This window comes from Nocardia sp. PE-7 (assembly GCF_030486425.1).
Lineage (GTDB): Bacteria > Actinomycetota > Actinomycetes > Mycobacteriales > Mycobacteriaceae > Nocardia > Nocardia salmonicida_A.
In genome coordinates, this window is the sequence record NZ_CP129614.1 from 3,049,126 (window position 1) to 3,068,308 (window position 19,183).

The window sequence follows — 19,183 nt, forward strand, 5'->3', positions numbered from 1 at the left end:
GCAATGGCAGTCATCCACCAGACCACCGTCACCCCGTCCAAGCGCGATCTCGTCACGACGTGGCTGCCCAGTCGGCAGTGGTACCAGGGCACGACACCGCACATCCGTAAGGCCGGCGGGTTCCGCCTCGACGATCCCGCAGGCGAGGTAGGCATCGAATTCCTGCTGTTCGTCGATGATTCCGGTACCGGCGAAGTGCTGTATCAGGTGCCGTTGACCTATCGTGGGGCGCCGCTGTCGGGAGGTGAGGCCGCGCTCGTCGGCACGGCCGAGCACGGAGTACTCGGCCGTCGCTGGATCTACGACGGCACCCGCGATCCGGTCGCGCTCGGCGCCGTTGTGGATCTGCTGGCAGGTCGGACGAGGGCTCAGGCTCAGAGCGTCAGCGACGCGCCGGATCCGACGGTCGCCGTGACGCAGCCCCGACACCGCTCGATCGAGGGTGATGTCGGCATCGGGGTGGACGGCACCGCCCACACCGACGTTCCCATCGGGTCCGCTGTCGTGCGATTCCACCGCTTGCCCGCAGCCGTACGACTCGGCGCGGCGGGCTCGGTCGCCGTGCCCTCCGCGCTGGGCCCGGTCGTGGAGCTGATCACCGTGCTCACCGACTAGCCCCACAGCTGCTCCCCATCACGCCACCTCGGGTCGAAAACCAGATGTGGCGTGGTGGGGTGGCGTGGCAGGGTACGAGGATGGCATCGGCGAAGAGCGTGTGCGTTCGGTCGGCTACTCAGGCGGACTCGGCTGCGATCTTGGGGTTGCAAGAGGCCGGGTTCGGGATGCGGTACGGCGGTGACGAGGACGAATTCCGGGGCAAGGTCTTTCCGGTCGAGCGCTCGTTGGTCGCCGTGGACGGTGACCGGATCGTCGGACATACGGTGGATCTGACGATGACGGTCACGGTGCCGGGGGAACGGTCGGTGCGCGCATGTGGCGTATCGGGGGTCGCGGTGGCGCCGACGCATCGGCGGCGGGGGATTCTGCGCGAGCTCTATGCGGCCCAGCACGCTCGAACCGAGGCCGACGGATTGCCGTTGACGATCTTCACAGCCAGTGAGGGCACGATCTACGGGCGGTTCGGATACGAGCCGGCCATTCTCGACACCGCCGTCTACATCGATACGCGGCGAGCCGAATTCCGTTCCACCACACCCGATCCCGGCGGCGTCACCCTGGAGACCCTGACCGACGCCGCCCCGCGGATTCGCGAGATCTACCAGCGCTGGCAGGAAGTGACCTCGGGCGCGCAGGCTCGTCCGGATGCCAAGTGGGACCTGTTCTTCGCCGATGTGGAGCGCCATCGCCAGGGCGCGACGACGCTGTTCGTGCTGCTGCACGCCGACGGCTACGCCCTGTATCGGCGCTCCCGGCGGGATGACCGCGACATCGCCTCGGTGTGGGAATTCCGTGCCGTGACCCCCGATGCGCATGCCGCGCTGTGGCGGGTGCTGCTCGGCATGGACCTCGTCGACACCGTCGAAGCCGAGATCGCCGACGACGATCCGCTGGCCCACATGCTCACCGACCCACGCGCGGTGCAGGTGACCCACCGCGGGGACACCCTGTGGGCGCGGGTCATGGATGTACCCGCCGCACTGACCGCGCGACCTACCGCACCGACCTCGATACCGTGCTGGCGGTGCACGATCCGTTCCGCGGCGCCGGCGGGAACTTCGCCCTGCGCATCCGGGACGGCCTCGCCGAATGCGAGCCCACCACCCGGACAGCGACACTCGCCTTCGACATCAACATTCTCGGCGCCCTCTACTTCGGCGGACAGCGCGCGAGCACTTTCGCCGCCGCGCACCGGATCGCCGTCGAGGATCCGAAGGTGCTGCGCGCGTTCGACGCAGCGTTCACCGCCGACCGCGCACCGCAATTGGGCTGGCCCTTCTAGGCTCTACACCAACGGGCGCGTTCGCCCCGAAGGTCACCGCTTCGGGAGTACGGTAGGTAGCTGTGGATTCGCACGAGGTCGATCCTTCGGTTCGGGTGCGTGGCGCCCGGGTCCACAATCTGCGCGATATCGACGTCGACATGCCCCGAGACGCCCTGGTCGCGTTCACGGGGGTGTCGGGCTCAGGCAAGTCTTCGTTGGCGTTCGGCACGCTGTACGCGGAATCGCAGCGCCGCTATCTGGAATCGGTGGCACCGTATGCCCGGCGGTTGCTGAACCAGGTCGAAGCTCCCGATGTCGATACTGTCACCGGCCTGCCGCCGACGGTGGCCTTGGCCCAGCGCCGGTCCTCGCCGTCGTCACGATCGACCGTCGGCACCGTCACCGCGATCTCGAACACCTTGCGCATGCTCATGTCCCGCGAAGGCGACTACCCCGATACTCCCGCCAGAACCGGCCCCGGGCACTACCCGGAAGGCACCAACCGCCTCTACTCCGACGCGTTCTCCCCGAACACCGTCGAAGGCGCCTGCCCGCGCTGCCACGGACAAGGCGTCGTCCACGAAGCCACCGAGGCGTCGATGGTCCCCGACCCGTCGCTGAGCATCCGCGAAGGCGCGATCGCGTCGTGGCCCGGCGCCTGGCAGGGCAAGAACCTGCGCGACGTGCTCAGCGCGCTCGGCTACGACATCGACCGCCCGTGGCGCGAACTCTCACCCGCCGCCCGCGACTGGATCCTGTTCACCGAGGAAAAACCGGTCGTCACGGTCGAACCCGTGCGCGAACCCCATCGCATCCACCGCCCCTACCAGGGCACCTACACCGGCGCCGAACAGTTGCTGCTGCGCTCGCACGCCGAATCCAAGAGTGAGGCCACCAGGGCCCGCGCGGCCGAGTACCTGCACACCGCCGTCTGCCCGCTGTGTGACGGGCGGCGACTCAAACCCGAAGCGCTCGCGGTGACCTTCGCCGGGTACAACATCACCGAACTCGCCGACCTGCCGCTGAGTGAGCTCGTCGAGGTGTTGCGGCCCTACACCCCCGGCACAGAGGCGCTGGCGGTGCTCACCCAGGACCTGACCTCGCGCATCGATGTGCTGATCGAACTCGGACTCGGCTATCTCAGCGTCGACCGGGAGAGCCCGACGCTGTCCGGCGGTGAGCTGCAACGATTACGACTGGCCGGGCAGCTGCGGTCAGGTCTGTTCGGTGTCGTCTACATTCTCGACGAGCCGTCAGCGGGACTGCACCCGGCCGACACCGCCGCACTGACGACAGTGCTCGACCGTCTCAAGAAATCGGGCAACAGCGTGTTCCTCGTCGAACACGACCTCGACGTCGTCCGCCACGCCGACTGGCTCATCGACATCGGCCCCGGCGCGGGCATCCACGGGGGCACGGTGCTCTACGCCGGTGCAGTCGACGGCTTGCGCGAGGTAGCCGACTCGGTCACCCGGCCCTACCTGTTCGACGAGATCGCGCGCCCTCCGCGCGCGGCCCGCACGCCCACCGGCGCGCTGCGGTTGCGGGCGATCACCAGCCACAACCTGCACGACCTCGACGTCGACATCCCCCTCGGGGTGTTCACCGCGATCACCGGCGTCTCCGGATCAGGCAAATCCACGCTGCTGCACGCTGTTTCGACCACCGCCGAGGCGGACGCGGACATCGTGCGAGTCGTCGAAGTCGATCAGGCGCCGATCGGGCGCACCCCACGATCGAACCTGGCCACCTACACCGGCCTGTTCGACACGGTACGCAAACTGTTCGCCGCGACCGAGGCCGCCGCGGCCCGCGGGTACGGCGTCGGCCGGTTCTCGTTCAATGTCGCCGAGGGACGTTGCCCGACCTGTCAGGGCGAGGGCTACATCACCGTGGAACTGCTGTTCCTGCCCAGCACCTACAGCCCGTGCCCAGCCTGCCACGGTGCGCGCTACAACCCCGAAACCCTCGACATCACCTACCGCGACACCACGATCGCCCAGGTGCTCGACATGACCGTCGACCGCGCCGCCGACTTCCTCGCCGACGTCGGCGTCGTCGCGCGCGCTCTGCACACGCTGCGCGATGTCGGCCTCGGCTACCTGCGGCTCGGGCAACCGGCCACCGAACTGTCCGGTGGTGAAGCGCAGCGGGTGAAGCTGGCCACCGAACTGCAGCGGGCGCGGCGCGCGGGCACCGTCTACCTGCTCGACGAGCCGACTACCGGGCTGCATCCGGCCGACACCGATATCCTGATGACACAACTGAATTCGCTCGTCGACAGCGGCGCGAGCGTGGTGGTGGTCGAACACGACATGACCGTGGTCGCCGGAGCCGATCATGTGATCGACATGGGACCGGGCGGTGGCGGGCAGGGGGGCCGAATCGTGGCACAGGGGACACCGGAGCAGGTGGCGGGCAATCCGGTGAGCCGGACCTCGCCCTACCTGGCGGAGCGGCTGACATGACCCGCGACGCCGACCGGACCGGCACCGCGATGCTCGTGGCCGGTGGGTGCTCGTTCGGGTTGGGTGTGGCGCTGCTGCTGTGGCCGGGGCGCGACGAATCCACCCTGGCGACGCTGTTCGGGATCTCGTTGGTTCTGAGCACCGCGATACAGACGTATCTGGCGTTCATGGCGCGGATCGCGTTGTTGTTGCGGGTGCTGGTCCTGGTCAGCGCGGGGCTCACCGGGATTTTGGCCGGGCTGGTCTTCTACGGCGGCAATATCGAACTGCTCGCCCTGTGGATCGGCATCGGCTGGTCGGTGCGCGGCATCGTGCAGGCGCTGGTCGCGGCGTGGGACGACAGCATCGTCGACGGCTGGACCCACGAAGTGTGCGGGCTGGTCACCACCGCGATCGGCATCGCCGTCATCGCGATCACCTTCCAGACGGTCACGGGGCTGGCCACGATGGCCGGCGGTGGGCTGGTCGTGATCGGTGTCATGGAGCTGCTCGCCGGCGGACTCTGGCGGGCGGCGCTGCACGCCGCGCACGGGTCCGCGACCGAGGAACAGAGTCGGAAGATTCGTGCCGCGACCGAGCTGTAGTAGCGAATCACACACTGCCAGTACGTAATTCGGGGTTTACGCGAATTCGGGGACAACGCGACATTGCGGGCAGTCGAGCGCGTGCTGAACTCTGTGTGCACCCTCGCTCACAGCTGGGGTAACTGTGCTGCGCGCCGGTAGCGTGGCCCGCGGCGTGCGCACGGGGAGGGCCCTGTTCGGCGCGCCGCGTCCGCAGCCCGATTGTGAGCCCAGGAGAATTGTGGTGTCGCGCGTAGTACCCGGCCTAGCTGCCGATGCCGTCCAGCGAGAAGAGCTGGCTATGCGGCGCATGACCGAGAGTCTGGTCGAAGACCTGTCCGAGAACGTCCCTGTCGACCAGGTGACGTCGGCGGTAGGCGCCGCGCACCATCGTTTCACCGATAAGCCGATCCGGGAGTTCGTGCCGATTCTGGTCGAGCGGATCGTGCGCCGTGAACTCGCCGATCCCGATCCGACGGTGCGGATTCCGGCGCCGTCGGCCAGCGTGCGGGCCGCCGAGCTCATCGCGCGCGAGTCGACCACGACCGAGGAGCAGCCGAAGCGGCGGGTGAGCAGGCGGGCGGTGGTGCCGATGTCGCTCGGCGCGGCGATGGTTGTCGCCGCCGTCGTGGCCGGGGTCGTGCTGTTGCCCGGAGGCGCGGATGCTCCAGCCGCCGCCCCGGTCGCCGCGGCGACGGTGGTGCGCGGTGTCGTCGGGTCGGAGAAGATGTCGTTCTTCGCCGATGAGCACGTGGTGAAGGTGCTCGCCGACAACGGCATCCGAGTCGAGGTCGAACCGGCTGGTTCGCGCCAGATCGCGACCACCGTCGATCTCGGCGCCTTCGACTTCGCGTTCCCGTCGAGCATTCCGGCCGCGGAACGAATCCAGCGCCAGCGCAATATCACGACCAAATACACGCCGTTCTCGTCGCCGATCGCCATCGCCACCTACCGGCCGATCGCGGAGCTGCTGACGACGGCCGGGGTGATCAAGCCAGGTCCGGTCGCGACGTTCGACATGAACAAGTACCTGGAGCTGGCAGGCACCGGCGTGCAGTGGGACGACCTGCCCGACAACACCACCTACCCGGTGGCCAAGAACATCCTGGTCTCCACGACCGATCCGCGCAGTTCCAATTCCGCGGCCATGTACCTGTCGATCGCCAGCTACGTCGCCAACGACCACACCATCGTGCGCGGCGCCACCGCCGAACAGCACGTATTGCCCGCCCTGTCGAAGCTGTTCCTCGCCCAGGGCTACACCGACAACAGCAGCGAAGGACCGTTCAACCAGTACCTCACCAACGGCATGGGCCCGATCCCGCTGGTCTGCATCTACGAGGCCCAGTTCGTCGAAGCGGCGGGCAAGGGCCGGATCAAGCCGGACATGGTGCTGACGTACCCGACCCCGACCGTCCTGTCGAGTCACACGCTGGTCCCGTTGAACCCCGCCGGCGACAAGATCGGCAAACTCCTCACCGACAACCCCGAACTGCGTCGTCTGGCCGCCGAACACGGGTTCCGCACCGGCGACACCGCCCAGTTCACCTCGGTCGCCGCCGACCGTTCGGTGCCGGTGGCCGCCGATCTGATCGACGTGGTCGACGTACCGGCCTACGAGACCCTCGAGCGTCTGCTCGACGGGGTTGCCAACTCCTACAACTGAACCCGCCCCACCCTGGTGCCGTGCAGCTCTGTGCTGTGCGACCTGGGGGCTTGACACGCATTCAGTGCACGACTGTACACTGAGCTTTCCAGGTGATACCAGCTGGTTTGCACTGCGAATGGAGTTCCACCGAGATGGACAAATTCGAACCCGGCCGAGAACTGCTCAACGAACTGTCCATAGCGGCGCGCCGAACAGGTATCGCGCTGGCGAGCATCGTGAGCGACGCGGGACGCAAGAGCGCCCGCGAAGTGGTCGATCTGGCCCACGAAGGCCGCGAACTGGTCGCGGCGACACTGCGCGCCCGCGCCGACGAACTTCGCCGCCGCCGTTAGCTCGACCGCGCCCCTGGCGGCGGATTGCCCGCCGCCAGGGGCGCGGTCGCGGGTGGATGGTCGTCGAAAGAACTCTGACCTGCGACAAAGGTTAGGGTGAAAGAACATTCGCAACGACCGATGAGTTCTCACGGCCCGCGCCGTCTCTATGAGTGCTACCTGTAGCCGAGATCCGGGAGAGCCTCATGACCGCCAGTTCCGCCGTCACCACCGGCACCCTCGTGGTGCCCGATGCCCGCCTGTATTACGAGGTCCGTGGGTCGGGACCGCTGCTCGTCCTCGTCGGTGCCCCGATGAACGCCGCCTCGTTCGCCGCGACCGCCGAACAACTGGCCACCACCAACACCGTCCTCACCACCGACCCGCGCGGCCATTTCGGTAGCCCCCTCGACGATCCGAACCAGGATTCGACGGTGCTCGCCCGGGCCGGGGACCTCGCCCAACTCATCACCCATCTCGACGAGGGTCCGGCCGTGGTCTTCGGGTCCAGCGGCGGCGCCGTCACCGCGCTGGCGCTGGCTCAGACCCACCCCGATCTGGTCACCACCGCCGTCGCCCACGAACCGCCGCTGCGCGAGCTGCTACCCGACGCCGATGCCCAGCGCGCGCTCACCGAGGACATCGTCGCCACCTACGCCGCCGGTGAGGTAATCGGCGCCTGGCGAAAGTTCTTCGCCCAAGCCGAGATTCCCGTCCCGGACCGGATGCTCGAACAGATCTTCGGCGGCGACCGCGATCCACAGCAGGTGGCCAGCGAACGGTTCTGGTTCGCCCATGAACTAGGCCAGACCACCGCCTGGGTACCGGACCCGCCGTTGCTTCGCTCGATCCCCACCCGCGTCATCGTCGGAATCGGGGCCGAGTCCGCCGGCCAGTTCTGCGACCACACCGCACGAGAACTGGCCTCGGCGCTGGGCGTGGAACCGGTCCTGTTCCCCGGCGATCACACCGGATTCGTCAACGACCCGGTCACCTTCGTCGCCCGCCTGCAAGAAGTACTCGACGAGCCGTGAGCGTGGTTGCTCGCACACGGCGAGGTCGGGGGAAGATGCCAGGCATGAGCGAATCCCAGGACTGGAACAGCAAGATCATCGCCGAGTTCCGCGACAACGAAGGGAAAGTGGGTGGGCCCTTCGAGGGCGCGCCGATGGTGCTGGTGCATCACCGAGGGCGGCGCACCGACCGACAGTTGGTGTCGCCGATGATGTATCTGGCCGACGAGAACGACCCGAAGGCCATCTATGTCTTCGCGTCCAAAGCCGGTGCCCCCACCAATCCCGACTGGTACTACAACCTCGTCTCGGCGGGCGAAGCGGAGGCAGAGGTCGGCACCGAGACCTTCGCGGTCACCGTCGCCGAAGTCACCGGCGCCGAACGTGACCGCCTCTACGCCGAGCAGGCGCGACGGTATCCCGGTTTCGCCGAATACGAGGAGAAGACGAAGGGTATCCGCACCATCCCGGTGCTCGCGTTGCGTCGGAACTGATCCGATGACGTAGCGGGACAGGGCGACCCGGACCGCCCTGTCCCGCTACCGCAGTCCGATGCGGTGGTAGTACTGCGGGCCGATGCGTGTGCGGGCCTGCGCTTCCTACCGTTCGGTCATGCCTTTTCGACTCTTGACCGTGCCGATCCTCGCGGCCGCGCTGATCCTGTCCGCCTGTACGACCAGTGAGCCCGATCCCGTCGCGGTCACCCGGGTGGACAGTGTGCGGGGCGACCTCGACGCGATGGTCGGCGCGGGCGCCGTCGGGGCCGTGGCCACGCTCACCGAGAACGGCGCGAGCACCGTCGTCGGCTCCGGTCTGGGCGATGTCGTCTCCACGACTCCGATCGGCACCGACGTCGCCCAGCATGTGCGGATCGGCAGCGTCACCAAGGCCTTCACCGCCGCGATCGTGCTGCAACTGGTCGCCGAAGACCGCGTCGACCTCGACCAGCCCATCGACACGTACCTGCCCGGATTGCTCACCGGTGACGGCGTGGACGGTCGCGCGATCACCGTCCGCCAGATCCTGGGCCACCGCAGTGGCCTGCCCGAGCCGACTCGATCCCCCGAGCTCGACGAACACGCAGCGGCAAAGAACGGTCGCACCTTCACCCCGGCCGAGGAGATCGCACTGGCCTTGCAGAACCCCGCGAAATTCGCACCCGGCAGCCGGTTCGAGTACACCAACATCAACTACATCGTCGCGGGCATGCTGATCGAGGCGGTGACCGGGCATCGCTACACCGACGAACTACGCGCCCGCATCCTGATACCGCTCGGCCTGTCGAATACCTACCTGCCCGCCACCGGCGAAACCGGGCTGCGCCTGCCCCATCCCACCGGTTACACCGCGATCGACGGGACAGTCACCGACACGACACCGATGGAGCCGTCGGTGCCGTGGACATCCGGTGCCCTGGTCAGCACCGGCGCCAATGTGAATCAGTTCTTCCTCGCGCTGCTGGCCGGTCAGGTCGTGCCCGAGCCGCAACTTCGGCAGATGCTCGACGGAATCGACATGGGCAACGGGGACGGTATGTCCTACGGTCTCGGTCTCGGCTACACCCCACTGCCGTGTGGTACCCAGTTCGTCGGCCACATCGGCGGCGTTCCCGGATTCTCCACCGTCGCGGGCGCCACCCGAGCCGGGCGGGCGGTCACCATCGTCTACACCGGCACATCGTCGTCTGTCGATCTCGGCGGGATGCTCACTCACGCACTGTGTGACTGAATCTCGCGCCTCAGGGCTTCGGTGGCATGGGATGCAAAGTTGCATCGAGTGCATTCGCGATCGCGACACGGCAGCGCTCGCTGACTGTGCGCAGCGCGGTGATGAGCTCCGGTGGCTCGGTGACGGTGAACTCGGTGTCCAGGGCGGTGATCATCCAGGCGAGCGAGGCAGGGGAGTCGGCACCCAGATGCAGTAGGCAGCGGGTGTCGTCGACCGCTTCGAGCACACCGATTCCCGGCCAGACACGATCGGCCAGCTCGGTGGCCGATCCGTGCAGAGTGACGACAGTGCGCCACGGCCACGACGCGACGGACAGACTGCGTGACAGATAGGTTGCCGCGTCGCCGCCGGATCCTCGATGCGCCTGTACAAGGAATCCCAACAGTGGGGCGCCGACCTGCCCAGTTCCGGTGTCCCGACAGCGGTCACGGTCTTCCCCGGCGACACCACGATTCGCGGCATCGCCGAGAAACAGAACAACCTCGTCCGCTGGACCGAATACGACCGTGGCGGGCACTTCGCGGCAATGGAAGCGCTCGACCTGCTGGTCGACGATGTGCGCGAGTTCTTCCGCTCGGTGCGGTAGAGCTCGTCGGCCTCCGGATCATGACCGGAAACCACCGCCGTCTCGATGCCACACGGCACCGATCTCGCTCAGGCGCTCGACCGCGTAGGCGGGGTCGATCAGTGCCTCCGGGGTGTGGATGCCCGGTGCGGGACGGTCGCCGCGCAGGCCGAGCAGCCTTTCGACGCCGAGCGCGATTCCGAGGGCAGTCAGTGGGCGCTGCCCGTCGCGATGGACGAGATGCTGTGTCCTGTCGATCGGTTCGCCGGTCGAGTCGGTGCCGACGAGATCGATGCCGATCTCGAGGGAGGCGGGTTCGCCGCGACGTCTGGTCGGGGTCTCACCGACGGCGAAGTCGACCCGGACATTCGGTGCGCCGGTCGCCAGGGCCAGGCTCGGCACATCGAGAACCGGGATGCTCTGACCGGGCAGCGCGGTGCCGTCGACCGTGTACACCTCCGCTCGTGCGTCGGCCTCGGTGAGCCAGGTGAAGACGCCGTCGCGTCGCACCAGGCCCGCCGCGGTGACGGCCGACCAGCGCTCCAGGTCCGCGATGCCCGCCGGTCCGCCGGTGTCGGTGTCGTCGAGGGCGACGCCGACTCGAACCGAGTCGACGCGGTCGAACTCGCGCGCGGAATCCAGTGCGGCGAGAACGACGATTCCCGCCATCAAGTGGCTGGCGACCAGAACCGGTGCCGCACTCGACCTCTGCGCCCCCGCGACGATCTCCGGGCCGATATCGAGCAGGCCGCTGGAGATGCTGAGGTAGGGCAGCCCGTGGTCCTGCGCGTAGTGCAGGCCGTTGAGTCGGTCGTCCCACAGTGTCGCGACCACCGCGGAATAGGTGGCATCGGCGAGACCGAGATCGCGGCGGGACAGATCGATCGTGACCGCGGTCGCGGTGCCCAGGTCGTCGGCCACACGCTGCGCCCGGCCGAGATCGCGACCCGCGATGGTCAACGGCAGAGTCGGGTGCCACCGGCGCAACAGGGCGGCGGTGTCGGACCCCGCCTGCCCCGACCCGCCCATGATCAGTACTGGTTTCTCCATGGTGAATTCCTCTCCAGCCAGTAAGCTACAGTTTGTAACTTACTCTTTGTAGCTAAACTGGAGGAATGGCGCAAGGCAGGACGATGACCACACGATCGGCTCGGCTGGCGAAGCCGGCCAGGCGCGAGCAACTGCTCGAAACCGCCTTGACGTTGGTCCGTGAGCACGGCACCGACGGCCTGACCCTGGCCACCCTCGCCGAAGCCGCAGGCGTGAGCAGGCCGATCGTCTACGACCACTTCGGCACCCGCCCCGAACTGCTGCTCGCGCTCTACCGGCAACTCGACGAACGCCACCGCCTGGCCTCCGAACAAGCCGTGCGCGACGCCACCCCGACCGTCGAGGAGATCGCGCGCGTCATGGGCGCCGCTTACTTCGCCTGCGCCACCGACATGCCCGAGTTCGACGCGATCTCCGCCGCGCTGAAAGGGAACCCGGACGTCCAGGCGATCCAGCACGACATGCTCGACAGCTACCGTGACTGGATGGCGGCCACGCTGCAACCGTTCTCCGCACTCACCACCGCGGCGCTGCGGCTGCGCTGTGTCGGCGTGCTGGGCGCGGCCGAAACGTTGGCCGCGGAACTGAACCTGGGCACGACGTCGGCCGAGGAAGCGGTCTCGGCGCTGACCGATCTGATCGTGGGGAGCATCGGTGCGAGACAGCGGAACTGACAGTGCGGGCGTTCCCGCGTTGATCACACCCACCGTCGATCTGTACAGCGCGTGGCACGAGGCGCATGCGGAGTGGGGTCCCGGTGCCCACGAGGACGGTTTCGGCCTGCTGCCGAGTGACGACGTCGACTCCGCGGCGGGATTCGAGGTCTGGGTCGCGCGGCTCGCCGCCGCATCGGCGGACAGCGGCGACCGGCGCTGCTCGTATCGCTGGATAGTCGAGGGTGATCGTGTACTCGGCGGGATCGCGCTGAGGCACGGGACCGGTGACTTCGTGCGGAAATTCGGCCACATCGGGTACGGGATCCGGCCTTCCGCGCGTCGACGTGGGCTGGCGACTTGGGCGTTAAGCCAAATCATCGCCGAGGCGAGAACAGTGGGCATGGACCACATGTCGGCGGTCTGCGCGGCCGACAACCTCGGGTCGGCGAAGACGATCGAGCGCCACGGCGGTGTGCTCGAGGCCATCGAGGACACCGAACTCGGTCCGGCGTGGCGGTATCGGATCCCAGTCCCCGGGCAAAACGGCACTTCTGGCGTGGAGGGGCGCTGACGGAGCGCCCCTCCACGGCCGATCATCGACGGCCGAAGTGTTCCACCAGTCGTGAGTAGCTGTCATGTCCGTGGCCCGCTGCGATGGCCTCGGCGACCAGGTTTCGCGTGTAGGTGGGTAGATCCGTATCGATGCCTCGGGCCTGGCTTTCGACGATCAGGTCGTCGAGGGAGGGCAGGTGGTGGCTCAGGTCGCCGAACGGGGTGGCGAACTGACCGTGATCTATTTCCTTCGCCAGCATCGGGAACAGAGTTGGCAGTGCCGCCAACGAAGGCAGCGCCTGCTCGTGGAACTCGTCGACGCGAAGCCCCGCGTTGCCGAGAAGTGCTGCGGCGTGGAGGAATCCGTTCAGCAGGCCCCACATGATGTCGTGCACGGCCATGCCGTACAGCGTCGGTACGCCAGGGTCGGCAGAGACGTGTGTAGCGCGGCCCCCGAGAACCTGGAGCAGGGATTCGTACTGGTCGAAGGCATGACGGGCGCCGCCGTAGAACACCAGCGTCTCGGGCGAGCCGATACCCGGAGCGATCGTCATGATCTGGCCGTGCAGGTAGTCCGCGCCGTATTCGTGCACCAATTTCTCAGTGGCAGTAGCCTGTTCGGAGGTCCCGTCGGTCAGGTCGACCACGGTTCGCTCCGCGAGCCGCGAGCCCGCCGCGCGCAACAGTTCCGCTGCCACCGCGCCACCGGTGACATTGACGATCACCACCTCGGCCGCTCCGACCGCCTCTGTCGGCGACTCGGCCCACCTGGCACCCTTGGCCACCAGCGGATCCGCTCTGTCCGGCGACCGGTTCCACACGGTGACACGGTGACCACTCCCCACGAGAGCCGCGGCCAGTGCCGACCCCATCTCGCCCAAACCCAGAACTGCGACTGTCGGTGTGTTTTCGTTTCCGCTCATGAAACGGACACTAGAAGCTCAACTTGCCTTGAGGTCAAGGCCCGCAGGTCTACCTACGCAGGACGGTCGCGAGCCAGGCGGGAGTGGAATCGCTGAAGCGGGTTCGCAGCTGTTCCGGAACGATGTTCGCCAGCCGCCACGCGGGACTGTCGCCGAAAGGGGCAGCGAGGGCATCCTTGCTGACCGGATGGGGTCCGATCTCGGCTCCGATATCGCTGAAGCACAACACATACAGGGCGGCGCCGTCGTCGGCGACCGAGGCCAGGCTCGCGACGTACTCGCCCCGTTCGGCCTCGTCGAAGGTGTGGAACAGACCGCAATCGAGGATTGTCTCGAAGCGGCGGTACAGGCGTTGCAGATGCAGAGCGTCGGCCATGGCGAAGTCGACGTCCACAGCGCGGTCATCGGCTGTTCGCCTGGCGACGGCCAAGGCCGCTTCGGCCACGTCGACGCCGAACACCGGCAAGCCGCGGGCGGCGATGAACAGCGCGTTGTCGCCGGTGCCGCACCCTACATCGAGGACCGGGCCGCAGAATCCGCCTGCCTCGGCCAGACGGACAACCGCCGGTTGGGCACCACCGATGTCCCAGGGAGCGGGGCCGTCGAGATAGGACGCGTTCCACGGTTGGCCGGATCGGCGTTCGTGACTGGTCGGCGGGCGAGGGTCGGGCTGGGGCATCAGCGGAGGAACAGCGCGGAGCGCTCGGCGAGGTCGAGAACCGGCTGGGGAAAGATGCCGAGCAGCAGGGTGGCGCCCGCACTGAAGGCCACGACCAGGGTGGTGGCGAACGGGGCGGTCACGATGGGGGCGTCGACGGGGGGATCGGTGAAGAACATCAAGACGATGACGCGGATGTAGAAGAAGGCGGCGATGGCGCTGCACACGACGCCGATGATGACCAGTGGGGTGTAGCCGGCACCGGAAGCGGCCGCGAAGACGGCGAACTTACTGACGAATCCACTGGTCAGGGGCAGACCGGCGAAAGACAGCAGCAACAGCGCGAATGCCGAAGCCAGCCACGGGGATCGGCGTCCGAGACCTGCCCATTGGGACAGCGCGGTCGCTTCGTCACCGGAAGCGTCGCGGACCAGGCTGACCACCGCGAACGCACCGACGGTGCCCAGGCCGTAGGCCAGCAGATAGAACAGCACGGCCGCGACACCGGCGGGGTCGGCGGCGACGATACCGACGAGCAGGAAACCGGCGTGGGCGATCGAGGAGTAAGCCAGCATGCGCTTCACATCGGTCTGGGTGATGGCCATGATCGCGCCCACGAGCATCGTCGCCACCGCGACCGCGGCGATGACCGGGCGCCACTCCGAGCTCAGCGCGTTCACTCCGACCATCAGCACCCGCATGGTCGCACCGACGGCGGCGATCTTGGTAGCGGCGGCCATGAAGGCGGTGATCGGGGTCGGCGCGCCCTGGTAGACGTCGGGAACCCAGGCCTGGAACGGGACGGCACCGATCTTGAACAGCAAACCGACGGCGAGCATCCCGATGCCGAGCAGGGCCAGGGTCGCGTTCTCGGGCTGCTTGTCCAGTGCCGCACCGATTGCCGACAGTGACACCGTGCCGGTCTGCCCGTAGAGCAGCGCGACGCCGTAGAGGAAGAACGCGGAGGAGAACGCGCCGAGCAGGAAATACTTCATCGCCGCTTCTTGCGAGAGCAACCGCCTGCGGCGCGCCAACCCGCACAGCAGATACAGCGGCAGCGACAGCACTTCGAGCGCGACGAACATCGTCAGCAGATCATTGGACGCGGGAAACAACAGCAGACCACCGACCGCGATGATCGTCAGCGGGAACACCTCGGTGGTCGAGACACCCGAGCGCACCGCCGCGAGCTCGTGCGCGCTGCCGGGCACCGCGGACGCCTGCGGGGTGAACGCGTCGACCCCTCGATCCAATGCCGCCGCCGCACGACTCCACGTCCCCGGACCGCTGCGTGCCCGCGGCACCGCGCCCCGCTCGGCGATCAAGAGCAGACCCAGCAGTGCGACCAGCAGGATCGTGCCCTGCAGGAACAACGTGACCCCGTCGATGGCCACCGCACCCACCACCGCCGTGCCCTCGGTACCCGCGAGCAGCACCACGGCCACCAGCGCGCCGATCACACCGGCCACTCCGAGCGTCAACTGCGTCGGATACCGGTAGGGCCGTGGCACGAACGCTTCGACGAGCACGCCGACCACCCCGACCCCGAACACGATCAACATCGGGGCCAGCAGGTGGTATTCGATGCTCGGTGCGGGCGCGATGGCCGCGAGCTCGGTGATGGTCACGGAGTCCGTCCTCATTTGTGGCCGCCTGCGGGCGGAGTGGCCGCACCTGCTTCGGGAGCGGGGACCGTCGGAGCGGGATCGTGCTTACCGATCGTCGACAGGGTGTGTCCCACCGCGGGATCCACCAGATCCAGGATCGGTTTCGGATAGAACCCGAGCACCAGCAACGCGACCAGCAGCGGCACCACCACGGCCAGCTCGCGCGGCACCAGATCGCGCAGGTGCTCGTTGCCCTTCTTCAGCGGGCCGGTCATCAACCGCTGATACAGCCACAGCACATAGAGCGCGGCCAGCACCAGCGCACCGGTCGCGATCACCGCCGCCACCTGATACTTCGGGAAGGTGCCGACCAGGACCAGGAATTCGCTGACGAACGGCGCCAGACCGGGCAACGAGAGAGTGGCGAGGCCCGCGATGAAGAACGTGCCCGCCAACACCGGCGCGACCTTCTGCACGCCACCGTATTCGGCGATCATCCGGGTGCCGCGCCGGGAGACGAGGAATCCGGCGATGAGAAACAGTGCGGCCGTGGACAGCCCGTGGTTGACCATGTACAGCGTCGCCCCCGATTGGGACTGGCTGGTCATGGCGAAGATGCCCAGGATGATGAACCCGAAGTGTGAGATCGAGGTGTAGGCGATCAGGCGCATCACATCGGTTTGGCCGATCGCGAGCAGCGCGCCGTAGAGGATGCCGATCACGGCCAGGGTGATGACCAGGGGCGCGAAGGTGTCCGATGCCAGCGGGAACAGCAGCAGGCAATAGCGCAGCATCCCGAAGGTGCCGACCTTGTCGACCACGGCCATCATGAGCACCGCGCTGGACGGGGTGGCCGAGACCGCCGCGTCGGGCAGCCATGTATGCAGCGGCCACAGCGGCGCTTTCACCGCGAAGGCGAACATGAAGCCGAGGAAGAGGGCGTTGAGCACCGCGGTGCTGCCCCCGAGTTCGCCGTTGTTGGCGGCGGCCACCACGACGCGCAGATCGAAGGTGCCCGCGGAACCCTCGCCGAGGCCCGCGGTGGCGGTGAGCACGTACAGCCCGATCACCGCGGCGAGCATGATCAGCCCACCGAACAGGTTGTAGAGCAGGAACTTCACGGCGGCACGTGAACGTTGGGCGCGGATCGCGGCATCGGTGGTGCGGGTGCCGAAACCGCCGATGAGGAAGTACATCGGGATCAGCATCGCTTCGAAGAACACGTAGAACAGCAGGATGTCGAGGGCGAGGAACGAGATCAACACCATCGACTCGACCAGCAACATCAACGCCATGTAGATGTGGATGGTGCGGCGTCCGTCACCGGTGGCGGTGTCGTCGTTCCAGCCGGCCAGGATCAGCAACGGCACCAGCACCGCCGTCAGCAAGACCAGCGCGGTGGCGATGCCGTCCAAGCCCAGGGTGTAGCCGACGCCGAATGCCGGGATCCATTCGTGGGATTCGACGAACTGGTACTGCGCACCGCCGGGCTGGAACCGGGTCGCGATGACGACGGCGAGCGCGAGCACGCCGATCGAGACCACGAACGCGATGGCGCGCGCCACGGTGCGCCGGGCGGCGGGCACGACGAGCACCACACCCGCACCGATCGCGGGGGCGAGCCAGAGTGTCGTCAGCCAGGGAAACGAGTTCACCAGAACCTCACCGCCAGCAGGGCAGCGGCCACCAGGGCCGCGCCGGTGAACATGGACAGGGCGTAGGAGCGCACGAAACCGGTCTGCACCTTGCGGATTCGCGCCGACAATCCGCCGATCCCCGCGGCTGTGCCGTTGACGATCCCGTCGACGCCCTTCGCGTCGACGAACACCAGCGCCCGCGTGAGATGACGACCGGGGCGTTCGAAGACCGTCTCGTTGATCTTGTCGCCGTAGAGATCGGCGCGTGCGGCCGTGGTGAGCACACTGGCCGGCTCCGGGGCGAGCTCGGGGATCGGGCTCTCGGCGTACTTGCGGTAGGCGACGGCCACACCGATCGCGACCGCGGTCAATGCCAGACCGGTGACCACCGCCGCGGGGATCACGGGCTCGCCGTGATGGGACCCGACGACAGGTTCGAGCCAGTTCACCAGCGAGGATCCCCACACGAACAGTCCGCCCGCGAAGACCGAACCGAACGCGAGCAGGATCATCGGCCCGGTCATCACCGCGGGTGACTCGTGCGGATGGGTGTCGGGCTTCCAGCGGCGCTCGCCGAAGAACGTCATCAGCATCACCCTGGTCATGTAGAACGCGGTGAGTGCGGCGCCGACGAGAGTGACCACGCCGAGCAGGATTCCGGTGGCTCCGCCGTAGTCGAAGGCCGCCTCGATGATCTTGTCCTTGGAGAAGAACCCTGACAGCGGTGGCACCCCGATGATGGCGAGATAGCCGAGGCCGAAGGTGATGTAGGTGATCGGCATCAGCGTGCGCAGACCGCCGTAGCGGCGCATATCGGTTTCGTCGTTCATCGCGTGCATCACCGAACCGGCGCCGAGGAACAGTCCCGCCTTGAAGAAGCCGTGGGTGAGCAGGTGCATGATCGCGAACGCGTAGCCGGCGGGGCCGAGGCCGGCCGCCAGGATCATGTACCCGATCTGGCTCATCGTCGAGGCGGCCAGTGCCTTCTTGATGTCGTCCTTGGCGCAGCCGATGATGGCGCCGAACAGCAGCGTCACCGCGCCGACGGCGATCACCGCGGTCCGCGCGTTCGGGGCGAGATCGTAGATCGGGTTGGAGCGGGCGATCAGGTACACACCGGCGGTGACCATGGTGGCGGCGTGGATGAGCGCCGAGACCGGAGTGGGGCCCTCCATCGCGTCGCCGAGCCACGACTGCAGCGGCACCTGCGCGGACTTGCCGCAGGCGGCCAGCAACAGCAGCAGCCCGATCGCGGTGAGTGCGCCTTCGCTCGCGCCGGGGCTCGCCGCGAACACAGTGCGGAAGTCGAAGGAACCGAACGTCGTGAACATGACCATCATCGCGATGGCCAGGCCCATGTCACCGACCCGGTTCACCACGAAGGCCTTCTTGGCCGCTGTCGCGGCCGAGGGCTTCTCGTACCAGAAGCCGATCAGCAGATAGGACGCGAGACCGACGCCTTCCCAGCCCAGGTACAGCACGAGGAAGTTGTCGGCCAGGACCAGCACGAGCATGGCGGCCAGGAACAGGTTGAGATACCCGAAGAACCGGCGCTTGCCCGGGTCGTGGCTCATGTAGCCGATGGAGTAGAGGTGGATCAGCGACCCGACGCCGGTGATGAGCAGCGCGAAGCAGATCGACAGCTGGTCCAGTTGCAGGCTGAAACCGACCTGGAGATCACCGGCGGACACCCAGTTGAAAAGTTCCTCGTGCACCGCGCGGTCGGCGTCGGCGCGCCCGAGCATGCCGACGAACGCGACAACGGCGACAGCGAACGAGGCCACCGCGGCCGCGGTGGCCAGATACGGGCCGAAGCGGTCGGTGAGACGGCCGAACAGGAGCAGGACTATCGCGCCAGCGAGCGGGAGGGCGGGCAGCAGCCACAGCGTTGCGGTACCCAT

At 67.5% G+C, this 19,183-nt stretch carries 19 protein-coding genes and 1 pseudogene; 13 read left to right on the forward strand and 7 right to left on the reverse strand.

The window, feature by feature from the left end; translation table 11 throughout:
* The first annotated feature begins 3 nt into the window (after nt 1-3).
* From QX204_RS14315 to QX204_RS14360, 10 genes and pseudogenes are all read left to right on the forward strand, one after another.
* A complete protein-coding gene (locus tag QX204_RS14315; RefSeq protein ID WP_301907287.1) occupies nt 4-615 on the forward strand; it encodes a maltokinase N-terminal cap-like domain-containing protein in 612 nt (203 codons plus the stop codon).
* Between the two features lie 80 nt (nt 616-695).
* Nucleotides 696-1,490 (forward strand): annotated as a pseudogene (locus tag QX204_RS14320) (GNAT family N-acetyltransferase); the annotation flags it as partial.
* A 77-nt stretch (nt 1,491-1,567) separates the two neighbouring features.
* The gene (locus QX204_RS14325; RefSeq protein WP_301907289.1) at nt 1,568-1,900 is read left to right on the forward strand and encodes a sterol carrier protein domain-containing protein; all 333 of its coding nucleotides are present in this window, start codon (nt 1,568-1,570) and stop codon (nt 1,898-1,900) included.
* A 140-nt stretch (nt 1,901-2,040) separates the two neighbouring features.
* On the forward strand, nt 2,041-4,350 hold the full coding sequence (locus QX204_RS14330) for an ATP-binding cassette domain-containing protein (protein WP_301907999.1): 2,310 nt from the start codon (nt 2,041-2,043) through the stop codon (nt 4,348-4,350).
* The gene (locus QX204_RS14335) at nt 4,347-4,934 is read left to right on the forward strand and encodes a DUF308 domain-containing protein (RefSeq protein WP_301907291.1); all 588 of its coding nucleotides are present in this window, start codon (nt 4,347-4,349) and stop codon (nt 4,932-4,934) included. The genes QX204_RS14330 and QX204_RS14335 overlap by 4 nt, the downstream gene beginning before the upstream one ends.
* A gap of 223 nt (nt 4,935-5,157) precedes the next feature.
* The gene (locus QX204_RS14340) at nt 5,158-6,579 is read left to right on the forward strand and encodes a three-helix bundle dimerization domain-containing protein (protein WP_301907292.1); all 1,422 of its coding nucleotides are present in this window, start codon (nt 5,158-5,160) and stop codon (nt 6,577-6,579) included.
* A gap of 134 nt (nt 6,580-6,713) precedes the next feature.
* The gene (locus QX204_RS14345; RefSeq protein ID WP_301907293.1) at nt 6,714-6,914 is read left to right on the forward strand and encodes a hypothetical protein; all 201 of its coding nucleotides are present in this window, start codon (nt 6,714-6,716) and stop codon (nt 6,912-6,914) included.
* 185 nt (nt 6,915-7,099) lie between these two features.
* Complete coding sequence (locus QX204_RS14350; RefSeq protein ID WP_301907294.1) at nt 7,100-7,927, forward strand: alpha/beta fold hydrolase; 828 nt, start codon at nt 7,100-7,102, stop codon at nt 7,925-7,927.
* A gap of 44 nt (nt 7,928-7,971) precedes the next feature.
* Nucleotides 7,972-8,400, forward strand: a complete 429-nt coding sequence (locus QX204_RS14355; protein ID WP_301907295.1) for a nitroreductase/quinone reductase family protein — start codon at nt 7,972-7,974, stop codon at nt 8,398-8,400.
* 118 nt (nt 8,401-8,518) lie between these two features.
* Nucleotides 8,519-9,634: a serine hydrolase domain-containing protein gene (locus QX204_RS14360; protein ID WP_301907296.1), complete on the forward strand. Its 1,116-nt coding sequence runs from the start codon at nt 8,519-8,521 to the stop codon at nt 9,632-9,634.
* Between the two features lie 10 nt (nt 9,635-9,644).
* Here the strand turns inward: QX204_RS14360 and QX204_RS14365 are convergent, their stop codons facing one another.
* A complete protein-coding gene (locus QX204_RS14365; RefSeq protein WP_301907298.1) occupies nt 9,645-10,016 on the reverse strand; it encodes a WYL domain-containing protein in 372 nt (123 codons plus the stop codon).
* Here QX204_RS14365 and QX204_RS14370 point away from each other — a divergent pair.
* Nucleotides 9,993-10,220 carry an alpha/beta fold hydrolase family protein gene (locus QX204_RS14370; protein WP_301907300.1) on the forward strand — a complete coding sequence of 76 codons (228 nt, stop codon included), beginning with the start codon at nt 9,993-9,995 and terminating at the stop codon, nt 10,218-10,220. The genes QX204_RS14365 and QX204_RS14370 overlap by 24 nt on opposite strands.
* Before the next feature lie 18 nt (nt 10,221-10,238).
* Here QX204_RS14370 and QX204_RS14375 read toward each other — a convergent pair whose 3' ends face one another.
* Nucleotides 10,239-11,249, reverse strand: a complete 1,011-nt coding sequence (locus tag QX204_RS14375; protein ID WP_301907302.1) for a saccharopine dehydrogenase family protein — start codon at nt 11,247-11,249, stop codon at nt 10,239-10,241.
* Nucleotides 11,250-11,332: 83 nt separating this feature from the next.
* On the opposite strand from QX204_RS14375, the gene QX204_RS14380 reads away from it, so the two are divergent.
* Both QX204_RS14380 and QX204_RS14385 read left to right on the forward strand, forming a co-directional pair.
* Nucleotides 11,333-11,923 carry a TetR/AcrR family transcriptional regulator gene (locus QX204_RS14380; protein ID WP_301907304.1) on the forward strand — a complete coding sequence of 197 codons (591 nt, stop codon included), beginning with the start codon at nt 11,333-11,335 and terminating at the stop codon, nt 11,921-11,923.
* Entirely contained in the window at nt 11,904-12,476 is a 573-nt protein-coding gene (locus tag QX204_RS14385; RefSeq protein ID WP_301907306.1) for a GNAT family N-acetyltransferase, read from the forward strand. The genes QX204_RS14380 and QX204_RS14385 overlap by 20 nt, the downstream gene beginning before the upstream one ends.
* A gap of 22 nt (nt 12,477-12,498) precedes the next feature.
* On the opposite strand, the gene QX204_RS14390 is transcribed toward QX204_RS14385, so the two are convergent.
* The 5 genes from QX204_RS14390 to nuoL all read right to left on the reverse strand — a co-directional run bounded on the left by QX204_RS14390 (nt 12,499) and on the right by nuoL (nt 19,183).
* Nucleotides 12,499-13,380, reverse strand: a complete 882-nt coding sequence (locus tag QX204_RS14390; RefSeq protein WP_301907308.1) for an NAD(P)-dependent oxidoreductase — start codon at nt 13,378-13,380, stop codon at nt 12,499-12,501.
* Nucleotides 13,381-13,429: 49 nt separating this feature from the next.
* Nucleotides 13,430-14,059, reverse strand: coding sequence for a class I SAM-dependent methyltransferase (locus QX204_RS14395; protein ID WP_301907310.1), 630 nt, complete (start codon nt 14,057-14,059; stop codon nt 13,430-13,432).
* The gene (gene nuoN / locus QX204_RS14400) at nt 14,059-15,600 is read right to left on the reverse strand and encodes an NADH-quinone oxidoreductase subunit NuoN (protein ID WP_301908000.1); all 1,542 of its coding nucleotides are present in this window, start codon (nt 15,598-15,600) and stop codon (nt 14,059-14,061) included. Before nuoN ends, QX204_RS14395 begins: the two co-directional genes overlap by 1 nt.
* Before the next feature lie 77 nt (nt 15,601-15,677).
* Nucleotides 15,678-17,300 carry an NADH-quinone oxidoreductase subunit M gene (locus tag QX204_RS14405; protein ID WP_301907311.1) on the reverse strand — a complete coding sequence of 541 codons (1,623 nt, stop codon included), beginning with the start codon at nt 17,298-17,300 and terminating at the stop codon, nt 15,678-15,680.
* A complete protein-coding gene (gene nuoL / locus QX204_RS14410) occupies nt 17,297-19,183 on the reverse strand; it encodes an NADH-quinone oxidoreductase subunit L (protein WP_301907313.1) in 1,887 nt (628 codons plus the stop codon). Before nuoL ends, QX204_RS14405 begins: the two co-directional genes overlap by 4 nt.

Coding starts and splice junctions, on each gene's coding strand:
- QX204_RS14315 (WP_301907287.1), top strand. CDS start 4: ATGGCAGTCATCCACCAGACCACCGTCACCCCGTCCAAGCGCGATCTC.
- QX204_RS14330 (WP_301907999.1), top strand. CDS start 2,041: ATGCCCCGAGACGCCCTGGTCGCGTTCACGGGGGTGTCGGGCTCAGGC.
- QX204_RS14335 (WP_301907291.1), top strand. CDS start 4,347: ATGACCCGCGACGCCGACCGGACCGGCACCGCGATGCTCGTGGCCGGT.
- QX204_RS14345 (WP_301907293.1), top strand. CDS start 6,714: ATGGACAAATTCGAACCCGGCCGAGAACTGCTCAACGAACTGTCCATA.
- QX204_RS14350 (WP_301907294.1), top strand. CDS start 7,100: ATGACCGCCAGTTCCGCCGTCACCACCGGCACCCTCGTGGTGCCCGAT.
- QX204_RS14355 (WP_301907295.1), top strand. CDS start 7,972: ATGAGCGAATCCCAGGACTGGAACAGCAAGATCATCGCCGAGTTCCGC.
- QX204_RS14360 (WP_301907296.1), top strand. CDS start 8,519: ATGCCTTTTCGACTCTTGACCGTGCCGATCCTCGCGGCCGCGCTGATC.
- QX204_RS14370 (WP_301907300.1), top strand. CDS start 9,993: ATGCGCCTGTACAAGGAATCCCAACAGTGGGGCGCCGACCTGCCCAGT.
- QX204_RS14375 (WP_301907302.1), bottom strand. CDS start 11,249: ATGGAGAAACCAGTACTGATCATGGGCGGGTCGGGGCAGGCGGGGTCC.
- QX204_RS14380 (WP_301907304.1), top strand. CDS start 11,333: ATGACCACACGATCGGCTCGGCTGGCGAAGCCGGCCAGGCGCGAGCAA.
- QX204_RS14390 (WP_301907308.1), bottom strand. CDS start 13,380: ATGAGCGGAAACGAAAACACACCGACAGTCGCAGTTCTGGGTTTGGGC.
- QX204_RS14395 (WP_301907310.1), bottom strand. CDS start 14,059: ATGCCCCAGCCCGACCCTCGCCCGCCGACCAGTCACGAACGCCGATCC.
- nuoN (WP_301908000.1), bottom strand. CDS start 15,600: ATGTTGATCGTGTTCGGGGTCGGGGTGGTCGGCGTGCTCGTCGAAGCG.
- nuoL (WP_301907313.1), bottom strand. CDS start 19,183: ATGGGTACCGCAACGCTGTGGCTGCTGCCCGCCCTCCCGCTCGCTGGC.